Annotated in this window: 13 protein-coding genes and 1 pseudogene; 3 read left to right on the top strand and 11 right to left on the bottom strand. The window is 40.3% G+C overall.

Translation table 11 applies throughout. The annotated features are described in order from the left end of the window. Positions 1-51 precede the first annotated feature (51 nt). Positions 52-936, bottom strand: coding sequence for a ParA family protein (locus AC5JMF_RS01570; protein ID WP_495793961.1), 885 nt, complete (start codon positions 934-936; stop codon positions 52-54). A gap of 659 nt (positions 937-1,595) precedes the next feature. Between AC5JMF_RS01570 and AC5JMF_RS01565 the strand changes: the two genes are divergently transcribed. Continuing rightward, positions 1,596-2,231 (top strand): class I SAM-dependent methyltransferase, encoded by a 636-nt coding sequence (locus AC5JMF_RS01565; RefSeq protein WP_495793960.1) that lies wholly within the window; start codon positions 1,596-1,598, stop codon positions 2,229-2,231. Between the two features lie 227 nt (positions 2,232-2,458). On the opposite strand, the pseudogene AC5JMF_RS01560 reads toward AC5JMF_RS01565, so the two are convergent. Then, a pseudogene (locus tag AC5JMF_RS01560) lies at positions 2,459-2,617 on the bottom strand (FtsK/SpoIIIE domain-containing protein); the annotation flags it as partial. A gap of 411 nt (positions 2,618-3,028) precedes the next feature. Here AC5JMF_RS01560 and AC5JMF_RS01555 point away from each other — a divergent pair. Continuing rightward, the gene (locus tag AC5JMF_RS01555; protein ID WP_495793959.1) at positions 3,029-3,667 is read left to right on the top strand and encodes a class I SAM-dependent methyltransferase; all 639 of its coding nucleotides are present in this window, start codon (positions 3,029-3,031) and stop codon (positions 3,665-3,667) included. Positions 3,668-3,741: 74 nt separating this feature from the next. On the opposite strand, the gene AC5JMF_RS01550 is transcribed toward AC5JMF_RS01555, so the two are convergent. The 9 genes from AC5JMF_RS01550 to psbQ form a co-directional block, all read right to left on the bottom strand. Next, positions 3,742-5,739 (bottom strand): DNA translocase FtsK, encoded by a 1,998-nt coding sequence (locus AC5JMF_RS01550; protein WP_495793958.1) that lies wholly within the window; start codon positions 5,737-5,739, stop codon positions 3,742-3,744. A 353-nt stretch (positions 5,740-6,092) separates the two neighbouring features. Beyond that, complete coding sequence (locus AC5JMF_RS01545) at positions 6,093-9,272, bottom strand: efflux RND transporter permease subunit (protein ID WP_495793957.1); 3,180 nt, start codon at positions 9,270-9,272, stop codon at positions 6,093-6,095. 376 nt (positions 9,273-9,648) lie between these two features. Then, positions 9,649-10,959 carry an efflux RND transporter periplasmic adaptor subunit gene (locus tag AC5JMF_RS01540; protein WP_495793956.1) on the bottom strand — a complete coding sequence of 437 codons (1,311 nt, stop codon included), beginning with the start codon at positions 10,957-10,959 and terminating at the stop codon, positions 9,649-9,651. Positions 10,960-11,973: 1,014 nt separating this feature from the next. After that, positions 11,974-12,375 carry an STAS/SEC14 domain-containing protein gene (locus AC5JMF_RS01535; RefSeq protein WP_495793955.1) on the bottom strand — a complete coding sequence of 134 codons (402 nt, stop codon included), beginning with the start codon at positions 12,373-12,375 and terminating at the stop codon, positions 11,974-11,976. 338 nt (positions 12,376-12,713) lie between these two features. Continuing rightward, positions 12,714-13,580 carry a DUF6671 family protein gene (locus tag AC5JMF_RS01530; RefSeq protein WP_495793954.1) on the bottom strand — a complete coding sequence of 289 codons (867 nt, stop codon included), beginning with the start codon at positions 13,578-13,580 and terminating at the stop codon, positions 12,714-12,716. A gap of 737 nt (positions 13,581-14,317) precedes the next feature. Beyond that, positions 14,318-14,902, bottom strand: coding sequence for a protoporphyrinogen oxidase HemJ (gene hemJ, locus AC5JMF_RS01525; protein ID WP_495793953.1), 585 nt, complete (start codon positions 14,900-14,902; stop codon positions 14,318-14,320). Positions 14,903-15,075: 173 nt separating this feature from the next. Continuing rightward, positions 15,076-15,927 carry an alpha/beta fold hydrolase gene (locus AC5JMF_RS01520; protein WP_495793952.1) on the bottom strand — a complete coding sequence of 284 codons (852 nt, stop codon included), beginning with the start codon at positions 15,925-15,927 and terminating at the stop codon, positions 15,076-15,078. A 283-nt stretch (positions 15,928-16,210) separates the two neighbouring features. Then, positions 16,211-17,317, bottom strand: a complete 1,107-nt coding sequence (locus tag AC5JMF_RS01515; protein WP_495793951.1) for an NAD(P)/FAD-dependent oxidoreductase — start codon at positions 17,315-17,317, stop codon at positions 16,211-16,213. 95 nt (positions 17,318-17,412) lie between these two features. Next, the gene (gene psbQ, locus AC5JMF_RS01510; RefSeq protein WP_495793950.1) at positions 17,413-17,862 is read right to left on the bottom strand and encodes a photosystem II protein PsbQ; all 450 of its coding nucleotides are present in this window, start codon (positions 17,860-17,862) and stop codon (positions 17,413-17,415) included. 434 nt (positions 17,863-18,296) lie between these two features. On the opposite strand from psbQ, the gene AC5JMF_RS01505 reads away from it, so the two are divergent. Then, positions 18,297-18,725: a Tery_1686 family protein gene (locus AC5JMF_RS01505; protein WP_495793949.1), complete on the top strand. Its 429-nt coding sequence runs from the start codon at positions 18,297-18,299 to the stop codon at positions 18,723-18,725. Positions 18,726-19,153 lie beyond the last annotated feature (428 nt).

Here is a 19,153-nt window from a genome sequence, read left to right as displayed (position 1 = left end):
CCCTACTCCCTACTCCCTACTCCCTACTCCCTACTCCCTACTCCCTACTCCCTACAACTTCTGCAACAACTCCTGAGTCAACTGAAAGAACGCTTTTGAACCAGCAGACTGAGGAGCATTTAAAACAACTGGCATAAAACTATCAACAGCTTTAGCAACATTGACATCAACTGGTATTTGGGCTTTACAAATTTTTTCTACACCAAAATCCTCAACAACGCGGTGCATTACTTGTTTGTAATATCTGCCGTTTAACAAGTTAGAACTAGCCATGCTGAAGACAATTCCCAACATTTTTATATCTATCTTGGCTTCATGTTCATGACTATCTTTTAATTGAGCAATGCGCCTTTCCAGCAGTTGAATACCCACCACAGATAAAGGTTCTGGCTTAGCAGGAAGGATGTAGAAATCACTGGCAGCTAAAGCACTTCGAGTCAAAAGATTATAACCAGGAGCGCAATCCAAGAGGATAAAATCATAATCTTGACGTACTGGTTTTAAAATATTATTAATCAAGACTCTTTCAAAGCGATTCCAAACGGTTTCAAAGTCTTGTTCACCCAAGGCAGTTGCTTGTTGATGTAGCATTTCCGACACGACAAATTCATCATATAAGTCGATATCTCCTGGTAACAATTCTAGTCCTGGAAGGTTACAAACTTGAGATTGAACGATGTCTTGAATCGTTTGTTTTGCTTCTGGTGTCGGATTGATAACTTCGTCTATTAAATATCTAAACGTCTTACTTTGCTTACGACGCTTAGCAAACTCCAAAGGCGACATGAGACTGAGTGTGGCACTAATTTGGCTATCTAAATCGAGAACAAGTACCCGTTTGCCGTGATTTTTCGCTAAACAAGTAGCTAAATTGACGGTGAGAGTAGTTTTCCCAACGCCGCCTTTCATATTTGCTGTAGAAATTACATATCCCATTGGTTAAGTCCTCTGATGACGCATTCCCATCTAGGTAGCGTACACATTTCCTGAACTATTAAAACTTCCACTAAATTTAAGATTTTCGGGAACTTTCAAAGAGTGATTTTAGCAATGTTTCGTGGGATTGCTGAATTTGGATGTGAAAATTATTCTGTATGATTTCAGAAGCCTTGTAGAGACGTGCTATTGCGTGTTTGTGCATTCAGCTTCTTATATAAATACTTTGGTGCTGCTGAATAATTGGGTAAAAAGCTTACGCAGAGGAGCCAGGCGCGTAGACGGGTTTCCCAACTTGAGCGAACTGGCGTCGCGCACCAGACGCAGAGAGTAGTTTTACAGTCTCTTTGATTTCTAGGTGATATATCCCCGACATTCTAAATCAGGTGTTCGTTACTCGATATAACAAAATCTTAACCTGATAGTGACGTTATAATATCTATCAGTTTTAAAGTTTTACTGAACCTCTAAGTAGCAAAAAATGCTCAAAAAAAATGATTTTATACTTAATCGTTGATTGAGCAGACAGACCAACATACCTTAGCCTTTGGGGAAGCCAGTTCATAAGTGGATACTTCTGCGAACCTTCTGTAAAGGATTCTGATTGATCAGATTGTATACACAAGTTCTATCTATCATCTCTTTGAGGACTAAATACCATGTTTACTAAGTTTACTAAGCAAGTAAAAAATATGCTCAAGAAAACCCCCCTTATCAGATGGGAGTATATTGATCAAAACATTGAGGTACGCAAAAAACAATACAGAATACAATTTATAGAACAATTTTTACCAAAGAACGGAATTGGTGCAGAACTAGGAGTATTCAAAGGTCATTTGTCCCCCATTCTTCTAGAGTATACCAATGCAAAAAAACTACACCTTGTCGACCCTTGGTATACCTTCAAACCTCTTTGGCAATGGGCAAGCGGCAACAAAAGTACGGTTGATGGTTTAATCAAAGTTCTGCGAAGCTTCAAGAAAGAACTTGAAGATGGACGCATCGTGGTACATGTGGGCGATGATCTTCAGGTACTTCCCACATTTCCTGATAAATATTTTGACTGGGTTTACATCGATACGTCTCATGCATATGAACAAACTAAGCAGGAGTTGCAGATATTAGCCAGCAAAGTCAAGGACGACGGTGTAATAGCAGGGGATGATTGGCAGCCAGACACAAGTCATAGGCATCATGGAGTTTGTAAAGCTGTAAATGAGTTTATTGTTTCTGAAAAGTATGAGATTATATATTCCAATGAACACAATTTACAATGGGCAATAAAGAAGGGCTAACAAAACGCTGATTTATCCTTTTGCTCTTGCACTACTGGCAGTTGATTTTTGCTCTTGCTTTTTGTACTTTTTAAAAAAGACGCATTCCTATCTAGGTAGCTTACACATTTGCTGAGCTGTTAAAACTTCCACTAAATTGAAGAGTGATTTTAGCAATGTTTCGTGGGGTTGCTGAATTTGGATGTGAAAATTATCTGTATGATTTGAGAAGTCTTGTAGAAAGTGCCAACAAGAGCGATTTTAAGATATTGTGGAGAGTAGCGATTGAGTAGACTGAGGAGAAGCGATCGCAAAAATTCACTTTTACCACTGCCAGTTGTACAACCAACCAAAAAGTGACAAGTATTCGGATCAGATAAATCAGCCTCTAATAATCGTTCTTCTAAGGTGCAGTTGCAGGTAATACTTGCGATTTTATATAATTGCGTCCTTTGCGTCCTTTGCGGTTCGTTAAAAAATTAACTTTGACAAAGAGTTTTTAGCCTTAACTGAGCCGTATTCGATTATAAGTAATTCTGCAAAACGTTGAATTCATCCTTGCAATCCTTGCCAAACATCGAGAAGTGGTTGTGCTTGGCTAGAATCTTTGTTAATAGCTTTCTCTAAATAACTAGAGAATCTTACCTCATAAAATAGCTGTCGCATACTAGACGTAAATAAAGCTCAATATAACAAAATCTTAACCTAAGAGTGACATTATGTTATTTATCAGTTTTTCATTTTTAGAGAACTTTTCTCAGGATTTTGATGTTCATATTGTATAGAAAAGTTCTATCATCCCTTTGGAGGCTAACACGATGTTTACCAAGTTTACTAAGCAAGTAGAAAATGTGATTAAGAAAACCCCCCTTGTTAAATGGGAGTATGTTGATCAAAACATTGAGATACGCAATAAACGATACAGAATTCAATTTATAGAACAATTTTTACCAAAGAACGGAATTGGTGCCGAACTAGGAGTATTCAAAGGTCATTTGTCCCCCATTCTTCTAGAGTCTACTAATGCAAAAAAACTACATCTTATCGACCCTTGGTATACCTTAAAACCTCATTGGCTATGGGCAAACGGCAACCAAAGTACGGTTGATGGTTTGATCAAAGTTCTGCGAAGCTTCAAGGAAGAACTTGAAGATGGACGTATCGTGGTACATGTGGGTGATGATCTTCAGGTACTTCCCACGTTTCCTGATAAATATTTTGACTGGGTTTACATCGATACGTCTCATGCATATGAACAAACTAAGCAGGAGTTGCAGATACTAGCCAGCAAAGTCAAGGACGACGGTGTAATAGCGGGAGATGATTGGCGGCCAAACCCAAGTCATAGACATCATGGAGTTTATAAAGCTGTAAATGAGTTTATTGTTTCTAAAAAGTATGAGATTATATATTCTAATGAACACAATGTACAGTGGGCAATAAAGAAGAGCAACTAATTTATCACGTTTGACTTCATCGTGAAAGCTTATTGAGGGATAACCGCTCCTATGCTCCCATTGAAGTAAGAGTGTCAAGGTAGCTGAATGCTTTTTGCCCATAAACTTTGTAAACGGTGCAATTGAGCGCCTACTTGATAGAGTAAATCACCTTTGCCTAAGAGATAAGCTGCTGCTGTTTGTTTGCCTCCTAGAATAATGCTGGAGTCGGCTTCGCTGGCAGTACGCAAAGCTACTCGTCCTGGTAGATTTGAGCGGATGATTGGCGTTACGACCTTGGCTTCTGGGCGTTGAGTGGCGATAATGAGATGAATTCCCGCAGCTCTTGCCATTGCTCCCAGTCTTTTGATACTTTGTTCTAGTACTGTACGGATTTCTTTTTCTGCCATAAAATCGGCGTATTCGTCAAAAATACAGACGATGCGAGGTAAAGGTGGCGTAGAGCGATGATTGTAAGCGCTTAAATCAGCACACCCAGCTTTTTCAAACTTTTGGTAGCGAGACTCCATCTGTGCAACCAATTCATCCATCAGTTTGATCGCGCGATCGCTATCTTTTACAATAGGTGAATATAACCAAGGTATTTGCTCAAACTCAGGAAATGTGACTCGCTTGGGGTCAACAAGAGCGATTTTAAGATATTCTGGAGAATGACGATTGAGTAGACTCAGAAGGAGCGATCGCAAAAATTCACTTTTACCACTGCCAGTTGTACCACCAACCAAAAAGTGACAAGTATTCGGGTCAGATAAATCAGCCTCTAACAATCGTCCTTCTAAATTTACCCCAATTGCAATTTTTACTGGTGCAGTTGCAGGTAATACTTGCGACTTTATATAATCCTCAAATTTAGCAACTTGCCTATCTTGACGAGGCAAATCTACACTTACATAACCCGCCTGCGGAGCAATCAGCGGCGGATTTTCCAAACCCAATTGTACTTGTAAATCCGCAGACGATTTTAAGAGCGAATTAACTCTCACACCAAGATGTGGTTTTAATTTCACTCGGATAAAACAAGGAGCAACAGCAGCACCTTCATAATCTACACCAATCCCAAAAGATAGGAAAGTTGTAACCAATTGTTCACCCATAGCACTAGCGTCTGGAGAACTCTGGTTACTAGTTGTGGAATTTTCGTCTTGTTTGTTATTTTCAGATGGCGAAATAAAATAAGTCTGACACTTCTGCTTTTGTGGGCAAATGTTGCATAGATTTGGTTGAGTTGTAACAGGTGGTGGATTATTGTTAGGAGGTTCCCAACTCAGCCATTGCTGCATCTGCTGTAGTTTATGGTGAATCAACTGATGTACACTATTTTCTAGTTGTTCCCAAGAATATTTATACTCTTTAAATTCTGGTAAAACACAATAAACTGCTGAATCAACAGCTACCTTTTTTTTACACCAAAGCATGTAGCTATAAAGAGCAACCTGAGCCAATTGTGCTGATGAATCTACAGGTTGATAAGTTTTAAATTCCAGTACACAAAGCCGCTTAGCTTCAAAATTATAAACTAAACAATCAAACTCTCCTGCTATTCTTTGTTGCGTTCCATCAGGTAACTGAAGGTAATGCTCAAGCTTCCGTTCTTCTGAAATAAATGTGTTACGAATCAGCGTCTCTGCATTACAGTAACGTCTATTTATGATCAGTAATTCTGCAAAACGTTGAATTAATCCTTGCAATCCTTTCCAAACATCAAAAAGTGGTTGTGCTTGGCTAGCATCTTTTTCAACAGCTTTATCTAAATAATTAGAAAATTTTATTTTATAAAATAGCTGTCGCATACTAGAAGCAACTTCCTCAACATTTAATTGAGATGCACCCAACTCAAATATTGCTTTAAACCTTGGCTCAGTAGCAGCTAAATTAATAAAATCATTAGCTAATTGATGAAAAACATTACCAATCCCAATTTTATTATTTGGTGGTATAAATAAAGTATTGCCGCCAAAGTGCTGATGTAAATAAAACAAACGAGGACATTCAAAAGCAACTCTGACTTTAGTGGCAGATAAAGATACATTTTTAGATTTTTCTGTTGACTGTTCAGAAGCATGATTGATCATATTAAAAATATTATTTGCAAATTTCATCCTATGATTCAGCAACGCCAAGTCGAGGTTTAGGCAATATATCAATATCTCCTATGCAAATGCAGATATTGAAAATTAAGCTGCTTTGGATTCGTGTAAAAATAAGTTGAACAATTTAATATTTGTAGTGCGGGCATCTTGCCCGCGCGAGCAAGATGCTCGCACTACTTATTTTTACTTGATGCCTTTTGATCCCGAAACAGACCAATGTATTTCTTTTTTGTTTAGTCTTGTTATAGCTTGTACAGGTTTATTTAATTGTCAACTTATAACAACCTCTTTTTCATACCCTTCCTCCCAAACCAACCGTCTCCCATAAGTTGTAATTACGAATTACTCTGGCTGGTGGTAGGAATTTTTTCCTCTGCGATGGGAGTTAACTGTTGGGGTTTGCGGGAGCGATTGAAGCGATCGCGAATGTTACCTATGATGATGTACAGAATTGGTACGGCAAATAGACTCAACACAGTTGAAACAATCATTCCCCCAGCAATTGCTGTACCGAGAGATTTTCTACTGACTGCTCCTGCTCCTTCTGGGTTTACTAATGGCCAAACACCTAAAATAAAGGATAGGGAAGTCATGAGAATGGGGCGTAAGCGCTCTTGTGATGCTCTGACTGCGGCTTTGGTAATTGAAAGTCCTTGTTCGCGCAGTTGGTTGGCGAATTCTACAATCAAGATGGCGTTTTTACTTGCCAGACCAATCAACATGACTAAACCAACCTGACAAAACACATCGTTGGCCAGACCCCTTAGTAACTGTGCCCCCAAAGCTCCTAAGATTGCTAAGGGGACTGCAAGCATAATAATCAAAGGGTCAACGTAATTTTCATACTGAGCAGCCAGTACCAAGAAGACAAATACAAGTCCCAACATAAATATCAAGGGGGCTTGACCGCCAGATTGCTTCTCTTCAGCGGTGATACCTGACCATTCGTAGCCCATACTAGCTGGTAAAACTTCTTTTGCTAGTTGTTCCATTGCAATTGTTGCTTGCCCGGAACTGTAACCAGGAGCAGCAGCACCGTTAATTTCAATGGCGCGGAACAAGTTGTAGTGATTAATCGTTTGTGCGCCTGTTTTCGGAGTAATTTTTACAAGGTTACTCAGGGAAACCATCTGATTGTTGGCAGAACGGACATATATCTTACCGATGTCTCCAGGGTTAGAGCGAAACTGAGCATCGGCTTGAATATAAACTCGGTAAGTCCGCTGTAGTAAGTTAAAGTCGTTGACATACTGAGAACCCATGTAGCTTTGTAGGGTATTAAAGATATCATCTACGTCAACTTGCATGGCTTTGGCTTTGTTGCGGTCAACTTCGATGTACATTTGTGGTGTATTGGCACTAAAAGTACTAAACACACCCTGCAATCCTGGTGTTTGATTTCCACGCTGGAGAAACTGACCCATAACTTGCAGCATGTTATTTAAGCCACTGTTACCTGCTCTGTCTTGCAATTGAAATTGGAAGCCGCCAAAGTTACCCAACCCTTCAATAGATGGTGGGTTAACGGAGAAGATTCTTGCTTCGGGAATTGCTCCTAATACTCCTTGCAACTTGCCAATGACGGCTTGGGCTGACTGTTGTTCACCTTTGCGTTCTGCCCAAGGTTTGAAGGCTGTAAAAATTACGCCACTGTTGGCACTGCTACCACTAAAACCAAAGCCACCAACAACAAAAGTATCCATGACTTCTGGTAGCTTGAGGATTTCTTTTTCTGCTTGAATCATCACCTTGGTGGTGTAGTTGAGTGAAACTCCTTCTGGTGCTTGGATAATGGTAATGAAATAGCCTTGGTCTTCATCGGGAATAAAGGCTGTGGGTACGGAGATGTACAGCCAGCCAGTAAGACCTAAAGATGCAATAAAGACTACTAAGACAATAGCTTTGTTTTTTGTGAGACGATTAAGCGATCGCTCATATCCTCGACGCGTCCACTCAAGAAATCGGTTAATCTGGTCAAAAATCTTACCCAACCACCCACCGGCTCTTTGCCCTCGACGCAGTAGTAAAGCTGACAATGAAGGAGTAAGAGTAATGGCCAGAAAGGTAGAAATTGCCATCGAAAAGGCGATCGTCAAAGCAAATTGTCTATAAATCTGCCCTGTAGAGCCGGGAAAGAATGCCACGGGGACAAATACAGCCATCATTACCAAGGAGGTAGCAATTACTGCCCCAAATAACTCTCTCATCGACTCAGAAGCTGCTTGACGTGGCGGTAATCCTTCGTCCTCAATCAAGCGCATGGTATTTTCCACGACGATGATCGCATCATCAACTACCAACCCTGTAGCTAATGTCAAACCAAATAAAGTTAAGGTGTTGATGGAAAATCCAAAAACTTTGATGAAGGCAAAAGTGCCAATCAATGTTAGGGGAATGACAATCACGGGGATGAGTGTAGTCCGCCAGTCTTGGAGGAAAATAAAAATTACTAAGACAACAAGAGCGATCGCTTCTATTAAGGTCTTCACAACCTCTGCGAGAGACTCTTCCACAAATAAGCTTGTGTCAAATGCGACCTTATACTCCATTCCTGGCGGAAAACTTTTCTCCAGTCGCAACATTTCCGCTTTGACAGCCTTAGCTACTTCCAAGCTGTTACTTCCAGGTGTGCCAAATATTCCTAAACCGACGCCTTCCTGACCGGAAAATCTCAGAAAAGAACTGTAATTTTCGGCACCCAGTTCTGAGCGTCCTACATCTTTGAGCTTAACTAGTGTGCCATCAGCAGTTGTCTTCAGCACTATATCTTCAAATTCTGCTGGTTCTGTGAGTCTACCAACGGCGGTCAAATCTATTTGATATGTTTGATCATCTAGTGCTGGCTGTTGTCCAATTTGTCCCGCACCTAGTTGGATATTTTGTTCTTCAAGTGCATCAATTACATCTTGGGCAGTGAGGCTACGACTTGCTAATCGATTTGGATCGAGCCACAACCGCATCGCATAGCGGCGTTCACCAAAAATTTGCACCTCACTAACACCGTTGATTCTTTTGATAGCATCAACTATGTAGAGATCAGCATAATTACTTAAAAATATATTATTGTATTGTTTGTTCTTCGAGTACAACCCCAGCGCCAAGAGAATATTGTTAGACTGCTTTTTGACGCTAACGCCAGTCCGTTGTACAGCTGCTGGTAAAAGCGGCTGGGCAATAGCTACCCGATTTTGCACATCAACAGCCGCAATATCTTTATTCCGTGATGGGTCAAATGTCGCTGTAATTGTACTAGTACCATCATTACTACTGCTCGAAGTCAGGTATTTCATACCCTCGACCCCGTTAATTTGCCGCTCAATGATTGTCGTCACCGTATTTTCGACAACTTCCGCATTCGCGCCAGGGTAGTTAGCAGTAACAATAATTTGAGTAGGACTAATATCTGGATACCTTGCCGTAGGTAGTGTTGGAATACTAACCGCACCTACTAGCAGCAAGATAATCGCACAGACGCTTGTAAATACAGGTCTTTTGATGAAGAAATCGACGAACATGGGGAGTGGGGAGTAGGGAGTAGGGAGTGGGGATTGCTGACAGGTATAGGTTTTTAATATTTTGCGTTTTGAATGACGCAAAGAAGGGGAGACGCGGGGACGCGGGGAAAGATTTTAGAACATGGGGAGTGGGGAGTGGGGAGTAGGGAGTGGGGATTGCTGACAGGTATAGGTTTTTAATATTTTGCGTTTTGAATGACGCAAAGAAGGGGAGACGCGGGGACGCGGGGAAAGATTTTAGAACGAAAAAATAGGCGTTTTCGGATTGAATGTAAAATACCTACACCTGTAAGATTGGGGATTGGGGGGATAAGGGAGAAATTTTCTCCGTGTCCCCCCGTCCCCGCGTCCCCGTGTCCTCTTTCCCATTCCCCAACTAAGATTCTGTAACAATGGAAACACCGTCTTTCAAATCTAGTAAACCTGAGACGATAATTTTATCTTGTGGTTGTAATCCTGTGATCACTTGGTAATTATTACCTGTGCTATTACCTAACTTGACTTGCTTTCGTCGAGCTACTTGTTGTATTAGACCTTGAGGTGATTTTTCTATTTCAGCTATGTAAACAAAAGTTTCGCCACCCACGCGAGATACTGCTGTTTTGGGAATTAATACCCCTGGACGCTGATTCCAAATCACTTTCGCCCGCACCAATTGATCGGCACGTAGTTGACCTTTAGGGTTGTTAAATAGGGCTTTTAGCTGTAAGGTTCGTGTCTTGTTAGTGATGTTGGGAGCAATAAAAAATATTCTGCTATTGCCTAATTTCTCGCCTTGTGCATTCATTACCTCTACTGGCATCCCCTTACGTAATTTAGTCTCTAGTTCCAACGGCACAGAAATTTTAACTTCTAAAGGTTGATTTTGAGAGATGGTTGCTAATTGTGTAGAAGTGTTAACCAAGTCACCTGTTTTTACAGATATCTCACTAATTATGCCTGTAAAGGGAGCAGTAATCTTGTCGTTTTGGATCTGGACTTGTTGTTGATTACTAGCTCGATTTTGCTGCAAGGCTTTTTCCGCCTGTAATATAATAGCTCGCTGTGCTTGAATTTTGTGATCAATTGCAGTGAGTTGAGCTTCAGTTGCTGCAAGTGTGTTGGCATATTGCTCGCTAGTCTGTCTAGGTACAGCTCCTTGAGCCGCCAAACTAGCATACCTTTGGTATTCCCGCCGATTCAATTCCACATCCGCAACTTTGGTTCGTCGTTCGTCTTCCAAAGATTTAAGTGCGGTGCGAATACTCTCTAGCTGTACAGCAGCTACCTGAGTATCGGTACTAATTCCACTGTCTACTGCTGGTTGTGGTTTAAAATCTACTTGAGCGATCAATGCTCCTGTTGTGACTGCATCTCCGGGTTTGACAAATATCTGGGTAACTTGGCCTGGAATTTTCGACTGAAGCTTTAGTGAGCGTCGAGATTCAAGACTAGCAATAAAATCTGAGCTTTCTTCGACTGGGCCGATTTGTACTGCTGATAATTTTACTCTTACCCCTTGCGGTTGAGTCTTAGCAGTTGGAGGTGTTGGGTTTTGCCTGAGAAAAATCCAGGCGATCGCAGCTCCGCCAGCGAATAATAATAGTGTTAATAATAACCAAAGCCATCGCCTTTTTTTTGGAGGTGGTTCAAATGAAGGTGGTGGAAGATTATCTTCAAAATCGGTTTGAGGCTGAGGAAATGTCATGGTTTACTGGGAATTTATAAGACAAGTTAGCAACAACTTAATCAAGATTGTATTTGTTGATCAGCTGTTCTACATTTAACTTGATACACACTGTTTTTGATAATTTTTTCTAATCTATCTAAAGGTCATTGACACACAGCTAGTCTGTCTAAGTTGTTGAGTGATTATTAGATTAATTAATAATTAGACAATTGAGATGCTGTAAATAACACTCTGAACAATAAATACCCTAAAACTATTGACTAGAAACAACTTTTATGATTATTTCATAATTTAAATCAGACTGCCATAGCGATCGCATTTAATTTACACAGACTCTTAGTAAAAGTTCTAATACAAAATTTGAGAAATATTTAGTTTTGTCAAAAATTGATTTTTATATAAGAATATTTGTTTGTATTTTCAGCATCTGCGGGAAATGCCTTATACATTTAAAAATGCATAATTCTCGGATTTTATTGTATTGTTGGTAACAAAAAGCTAGAAATATTTTACGGGAATATGGATTGCGATCGCTCATTTTAAGCTCATAGATAGCATTCTTAATTCCGTATCTTTTTGTAAAGTGCTAAATGCTACATCCTGACTCATATTCAGAATGCGTTTTTATATCTTGAGGAGGACTTAATATGGATAGTATAAATACTAAATAAATAACTATTCCGATCACCTAACGAACTTTAACTTGGTTCTCCTATTGCAATAGACATCTTGCAAAAGTGCTTTTTATCCAACTACTGCAAGAAGTCTGACTTTTGCGATGGGAGATTTTTTTTAACTACAAAACATCTAAATCTCAAGATAGATTTATCTGTCTTAAGGAGGAATGAAGATAGGGGCAATAAATATTAAATACTTAGGTAGCCCGATTACCCTACCGGACTTTAGCTCTGAATCCTCTCATGTTTTTACCTAACAAGGGAGGATCTTATTTATTAAAATTCAGATTTTGCTTGTTGTGATCCATTAGCTCGGTTGACTACAGATTTTTTTTGCTGTACTGTCACTCTAGTTTCAGACATTATTTGTTGCGTGAATACCTAAGTTTTCCATCAATACAGTCAGTGAAATCCCACGTAAACGTGCTAATTCTGCTAAAGTTTCTATACGCTGTGCTTGGATTGTTTCTATTTTCTCAGTTAATTGCAATAATTTTTGATGTTCATCATCTGTAAGAATCTCATCTTCTCGTTTAGCAACTAATTCTTCGTAATTTCTCTGAATATTTGCAGGAATTCCTTGATTAATTTTGAGTAATAATTCTGCTTCTACTTGTGGCAGTCGAGTGGCTTTACGTTGTGCTTGTAAAACAATCACTTGCGATACAAATTGCTCTAATTCAGACAAGTTTAATTGCTCAACTGCTTTAAGTAACTCTTCTGAAGTTAGTTGTACTTCAACTTTGACGATTGACATTATCTGCCTCTTGCCTGCTAATTTATCAGTAATTTTATTCTAATCGCCAATCTCTATAACAACAGACTTCTTGCAAAAATCATCATTTCTGTGTTCTTCTTGGCGTGATAGTTGCTTTAAGTCGGCAAACCCGATAACACTGGCTGCAACTTTGGGAACCAAAGTAACGCAGCATTTACCCAACGCACTGCTTTATTTTTGAGTGAGACAAAAAAAGATTTATGCAAGAGTTCTGATACAAATTTTCTAAAATAAGGCAACAGATGTAAACAAGGATTGCTTTGCTGTATCTAAGTTTATTAATTGTAGATTCGTATAACGCCTTATAAAATATTCTCTTAAGGATTACAGTAGTTGCATTGGGCTGGATCAGCAAACTCTTGATGATGAGGAAATAACTTTTCTTGAAGAAAATTACATTTTTTACATTGATAAATTACTGCACGAGTTACATGAGTAGGAAAATTGCAAATCGCACATGGCAATCCCTCAATACTTTCTATAATCACAAAACCAGGTGCAGAACAACTTGGGCAATGGCTATTAATCTTTTTGATTAAATCATGAGTTGCTTTTTCTATATTTTTCATTCGCGTGGGATTGTAAAGTGCCCGCATATCGGTTTCAACATAGACTTTACCAGGCGATCGCAAATTATTAAAAGCTAAATTGACAGCTTCTAAAAACTTAGCTTCTGTATTAATACCTTTGATTATTTCAACATGATTGTTAGTTTGTTGCTCAAGCCCAACAATCAACCCATGTTCAGGAAAACCACTTTTTCTAGCAAAATCTTCTGCTTCTTGCCAACTTTGAATTTCCTGATAATTAAAATTAGTTTCTAGAGAAAATTCTTCACCGATAATCTCAAGTTCATTTTCTGTATCTAGTAAAATAACAATCTCTCGATTAGAATAAATATATGGTAATAATGGATGAGGTACGAAACTGCCTTCGCTAGCGATCGCTAAAGTTTCACCTGTAATTTCTAAGGCTTTTTCTGCTTTCAATCTGGCTGTTGCGATCTGCGTTCCTAAACGTTTAACCTCTCTAGTAAACGTGCCGAAAACATCAGTATTAAAGTTATGGGGTACTATAACTTCAATCCCTAACTCTTGCTCAATCACTGGTGCGATTACTTTCTCTTTTTGGTGCATTGTTGCCAATACACAGGTGCGATTACTAAATAATTGCTGATTTTTCATATCGCTACAATTAAACCACATAAAATAATTCGTAATTCGTAGTTGCACTCAGTTGCGATTTGCGCCTTTACTGATTGAAAACCACTAAATTTTTAATTACGAATTACGTAGCGTAGCGTAAAGCCTGCGGCATAGCTTCGCTTAGAGCGAGTCATCGATAGCGTTAGCGAAGCGGTAGCGTAAAGCCTGCGGCATAGCTTCGCTTAGAGCGACACAGGAGCGTCGCGTCATTACGAATCACGAATTAGAGCGTAGCGACTTGACGGACATAATTTACGCCTGAGATATTGAATGATTTTTTAACATTTCTTAATGTAAAATATCCCAGGCTATCTTGTGTGACGTACCCGACTCTGATGCTTACGCATACAGCGCGGGCTTCTCAGAGACTCTTCGCACGAAGACATTATCTGAGCTTTAAGGGCGTGCGTCCCACGCGCCTTTATGTTGATAGTTTGGTTAGCGTTATTAGAGTTTACAACTATTGCTTTCAAACCAGTATTTTCGACTTTGTTTAAAAGTAGCAGCGGTGAATATAATATCACAAAAATGGCAATTCCGACGCTCGATGACTCGCTACCGCTTCGCTATCATCGACCTACTGTCTTTTCAATCCGTAGGATTGAATTAGTTGCGGGTTGACGGTGAACGGAGCCGAACCGTCAATTCGTCATTGCCCAAAAATTCATCCCGACGCTCAACGAAGTGTTAGAGCGCGGGGCTTCTTTTTGGTTAAGCTAACTTTGTTCCTGCGGGACTTGCCCTATCTGTGCTACTAGCTTTTCTTTATCTCGCTTGCGTTTTTTTGCGTAAAGCTGAATCGTGACAGCCATAAAGATGATCATGGCGAAAATTCCCCAAGCAGTCAAATCTGTCGGTAGGTTATTTTTAAACACAGCCAGCAACACAATTACGACTAACATAACTGTAGGTGCTTCATTTAAAGCGCGTAGCTGCTGACTATTCCAGCGACATTCATCTAGTGCTAATTGCTTCATCAAACGAGCGCAGTAATGATGATAGCCAAGAAGAACGGCAACAAAAAGCAGTTTGACATGTAACCAACCTTCTTTTAAAACATCTGGTTCAGTACTGAGTAAACCAATTGCCATTGCTACTGTCACCAACATTCCTGGAGTGGTGATGATGTGATACAGACGCTTTTCCATAATTTGATACTGATTTTTCAGTATCGTGCGTGCTGGTTCAGGTTCTTGGTTTGCTTCAACATGATATATGAAAAGTCGTACAAGGTAGAATAAACCGGCAAACCAGACTACAATGCCGACAATATGAAATGCTTTAAACCACGAGTAAGCCATGAATTGAAACCTGTCTTTCTCAACTTATTTTAAAGTAGCAATTGCTGAAAATGCTGCAAGTACTTCTTTATTAGGTTACGGCAAAACCCTCTGTAATAATTGATGGCAGCGTCGTAAAAAAAATTAAGAAGTATTACTAGTTGTGACAAAATTAGCTAAAAAGCGATCGCGATTTATTTAGATTCAGAACGACGCACAAAGGGCAAAAGGTCTTCTAAAATCACCTCATGGTAGTGTTCTTGAGGATAATGCCCGACGTTATTAAGTTTGATTAACTCAACATTTGGTACAGAATCTGCAAAATTTTGTGCTATGTCTATCGATAGCCAAGGGTCAATCATGCCCCATTGAATCAGAATCGGCTGTTGCCATTGTTTAAAGTCAGATTCGATTTCTGACATTGCCAAATCAAGTTTTAAGTTACGAATAGTTGATAGCAAACCTCTTCCTGATGCAGAAGTTTTCAAAAAAGGTTTGCGATAAACGTCTAAATCTTGATCTTCTATACGATAACGGCTACCACCTTCTAGAGTTCGGTCAACTAAAAGAGGGTCTTGAGTCATGATTTCACCTGCTAAAGGTAAACCCATTTGTTTAATTTTCCAGGGTAATTTAGCCGCAGTGGAAATTGGTGTATTTAATATAGCTAAGTTAGCAATTTGTTCAGGATGACGCAAAGCGTATTGAAGTCCTACAGAACCTAAAAATCCTTGTACCACTAAAGAAAAGCGCTCAAGTTCTAGTGCTTGAATAAATCCTTCTAAAGCTGTAATAAATGCATCAGGAGTGTAGGCAAAATCCCGTTTTTCTGGCTTAGCGGAAAAACCATAACCAATCCAATCTGGGGCGATCGCTCTTGTACCTTGGTTCGCCAAAGCAGGTATAATATTTCGCCAACTGTAACTCTGTGAAACTATGCCATGTAACAACAACACTGGCAATAAGTCACTTCTGCCGATAGGTGAAGATTCGCGATAAAACCATTCTAGTGAATCTATTTTTATCTTATGTTCTTTTATTGACACGTGATTTTCCTAAATTTGAATTCGGGGAATTGGCAAGAGGACACGGGGACGCGGGGATGCGGGGACGCGGAGAAAATTTCTCTTTCACTCCCTCATCCCCCTCATCCCCCCCATCCCCCCTTTCAAGGCAGGGCTGTTTCATATTCAGTCTGAAAAAGCCTATTTTTCCGTTCCGAAATCTTTCTCCGCGTCCCCGCGTCTCCCCGTCTCCGCGTCAACCAAAACGCGAAATCTAAAAAACCTACCCATAAGAGCCTCATCCCCCTCATCCCCCTCATCTTCCCTAGTCCCTAGTTCCCATAATCATCTCACGAATGGTATGAGCTGTTGCGGGTGCTAGTAATACACCGTTACGATAATGACCTGTAGCTAGGAGGACGTTATCAAACCCAGGTAGCTTACCAATAATTGGTGCTGGGCGTCCTTCTGGACGGGGACGTAAACCTGACCAAGTGCGGATAATGGTTGCGGTTGCTAACTCTGGGCAGAAAGCGATTGCTTGTTGTCTAACAGACTCTAGCAGTTGCTCATCTGGGGGGATTTGATCACCATTGCTGGGAAACTCCACCGTCGCACCCACCCAATAATCACCACCACCTACAGGCACAATATGCACGTCATTACCTGTAATCACTGGTTGAAAATCATGATTGCTTAATGGATGTCCTAAACTTACTTGCAGTGCTTGCCCCAGTACAGGGCGGATGTTAACCATCTGGTTGAATTTTGTCGTCAGTGGTGTTGAACCCAACCCAGCGGAAATTACAAACCAATCAGCAGTAATTTTTCCCTGTGTGGTTTCTAATTGATGGCAAAACTGAGGAGAAGATTCTGAGGGTGAGGTTTGGGTATCTAAAACGGTGACGCCAAATTTGAAAGTCACGCCGTTATGCTGGGCTGCTGCAACTAAAGCCAATGTTAAAGCAACAGGGTCGAGTTGGCGGTCTTGAGGAGAATAGACAGCCTCAGTAATTTTTTCGTCATCAACTTGCGGACAGATACGCTTGAGTTTGGCAATATCCCAAATTTCTAATTGCCAGCCTTGAGAGTGGCGAATTTCTGCTAGCTTTTCCCAGTCCGCAGCATTTTCTTGTGTTAAACACAGACTGAGAATACCTTGACGATTAAAAGGGATTGTGTGCCCTGTTAAAGCTTCTAGTTCTGGAATCAGGGTTTCATAGCGTTGGATGCTTGTTTGTCGCAGTTGCCAGGCCTTGCCCTTAATTTTCTGGCTAATTACACCCATCAAAACGCCAAGTGCAGCGCCAGTAGAAGCTTGTGCAGGTGGTTGTTGGTCAAAAACCGTGATTTTTAACCCTTTAACTCGACTTAACTCATAGGCGATCGCAGCCCCAACCACACCACAACCGATAATAACTACATGACTCATCGTTTTTTGGGAATTGGGAATTGGGAATTGGACGCGGGGACGCGGGGACGCGGAGAAAATTTCTCCCTCATCTCCCAGTCCCCAGTCCCCAGTCCCTACCCCTTCTCAGGAAGCAGTTGGAGGAATTGATCAATGTCTGTATAAGCAGCTTGGTAGTTACTCAAGGCGAGTAGAGTATTACCACTACTAGCAGCCTGATCAATTTTAACTAAGTGACCTAGCAGTTCTTTTGTTATTTGACGAGCTGGAGGTTGGTCTTTGGGTAAAAGATGGGGAATGATGTAGGTCATGGTTAACCTAGCTTCTGTGATAGGCCCATGTATAAAATTACCCACCTTAACCCATTCGTTTTTTTTGATTAGGTTTTTCAGTTCGTCCGAGCGATCGCGCACAGCCTGAATTTCCGGAACATATTCCTGAATTTGCTCAAGTTGTGCTGTTGTGTAAGTGGGAGGTGCAACTGCAACACCAGGGCCACCACAACTAATTAAGAAGGTTGTCAATAATACCAGAATCAATGACAAAATAGAGCGTTGACGCACCATACACCAAAGTTATTTGCTTTTTGTTTGCCGATTAACAGTGTAATTTTAGATCGCTGGCGTAGTTTATAGTTCTTGCTAACAAAGGATTTTGTAAAAAATCCTCAAATTTTCCAAAAATGACTAAATTACTATCTATAATTTTCCATTTTTTTAAGTATAATTACTCAATATTACAACAAACCAAACCTCCACCTGAACAATCACACAACGAGGGACATAGGGGGCAGGGGAGAAATCATAAACACCCATACTTCTTTTGTCAAAGACGCTACGCGTAGGGGTACGACTTCGCTCATTCCCAATTCCCCACTCCCAAAACAGTTGCTAAATCTAAAAGGTATTGATAATCTGAAACACTAATAAGATAAGCCTTCTGGCGGTTTTTCTGTCTTCACATCCCCCAGACACCGACATAAAAATAGGAGTATTTTTTAGTGAACGCAGCTGAACAGGCAACAAACCTAGAACTCGCCAGCAAGATAGCGACGGTAGTTAACTTGTTCAAATTTGAGTTTCCTGATGCCAAATCGGATCTCAAACCCTGGAAAAATGACCCAGAAACCAGAGAGTTAGTCGATCCAGATTCTATAGACATCGGCTTTCATTTTCCTGGCATTAGTAAATCCTGGCAAAGCCGCAGTGTTTTGATTCAAATCCGTTTTTATCAAGACCCCACCAATGACTTACGCCGTGCTATAGGTGTAGAAGTAGCTGGATTTGATCATCGTGGTGAAGCATGGCGACTTTCAACAGTGGAAAACTGGAGTTTTGTCGGTGCATCTGTGCCTTCTGTGGAAGTCGGGGAAAAGCTAAAACAGATTTGTCAACAGATTTTAGAGGTATTTAATAAGCCCAGTGATTAAATAATTCGTAATTCACGTCTAATGTGAATTAGATATTAAAACGAATGATGATTTTGTCAATGCCCTCACTCTAAATCTAGGTTAAGTACCATTCAGTAGTGGTGTGTCAAGACTAAAATATTGCATTAAAAAGAACTCTTGTGGGATGGGCGTCTCGCCCGTCCGTGGCGATTGTTGTCAAGTTAACGTAGAACCGATGTCCCGCAAGAAACTGAAGTTCCTTGCTAATAGCAAAAGTCATCTCAAGATGACTGAATATCCCCCAAGATTTTGAGTCTACTTCAGTAGACTTGAGCTATTAGCCAAGAAATTTATTTCTTGGCGGGTGAGGAAGCCAATACCGAAGATATTTCTAGCTTAAGTTGACACCAATGGCTTTACGACCCACCCCACAAGAAAACTTATTACATCATTTTAGCCTGGTCGCA

Source organism: Desmonostoc vinosum, from assembly GCF_059505385.1.
Note: the sequence above shows the minus strand (reverse complement) of the source record. Positions and strands in the feature narration are given on the sequence as shown.

Bases quoted from the DNA above. Each gene is read 5' to 3' on its own strand.
- AC5JMF_RS01570 (WP_495793961.1), bottom strand. From the start codon at position 936: ATGGGATATGTAATTTCTACAGCAAATATGAAAGGCGGCGTTGGGAAA.
- AC5JMF_RS01565 (WP_495793960.1), top strand. From the start codon at position 1,596: ATGTTTACTAAGTTTACTAAGCAAGTAAAAAATATGCTCAAGAAAACC.
- psbQ (WP_495793950.1), bottom strand. From the start codon at position 17,862: ATGGTGCGTCAACGCTCTATTTTGTCATTGATTCTGGTATTATTGACA.
- AC5JMF_RS01545 (WP_495793957.1), bottom strand. From the start codon at position 9,272: ATGTTCGTCGATTTCTTCATCAAAAGACCTGTATTTACAAGCGTCTGT.
- AC5JMF_RS01535 (WP_495793955.1), bottom strand. From the start codon at position 12,375: ATGTCAATCGTCAAAGTTGAAGTACAACTAACTTCAGAAGAGTTACTT.
- AC5JMF_RS01530 (WP_495793954.1), bottom strand. From the start codon at position 13,580: ATGAAAAATCAGCAATTATTTAGTAATCGCACCTGTGTATTGGCAACA.
- AC5JMF_RS01555 (WP_495793959.1), top strand. From the start codon at position 3,029: ATGTTTACCAAGTTTACTAAGCAAGTAGAAAATGTGATTAAGAAAACC.
- AC5JMF_RS01515 (WP_495793951.1), bottom strand. From the start codon at position 17,317: ATGAGTCATGTAGTTATTATCGGTTGTGGTGTGGTTGGGGCTGCGATC.
- AC5JMF_RS01550 (WP_495793958.1), bottom strand. From the start codon at position 5,739: ATGATCAATCATGCTTCTGAACAGTCAACAGAAAAATCTAAAAATGTA.
- hemJ (WP_495793953.1), bottom strand. From the start codon at position 14,902: ATGGCTTACTCGTGGTTTAAAGCATTTCATATTGTCGGCATTGTAGTC.
- AC5JMF_RS01540 (WP_495793956.1), bottom strand. From the start codon at position 10,959: ATGACATTTCCTCAGCCTCAAACCGATTTTGAAGATAATCTTCCACCA.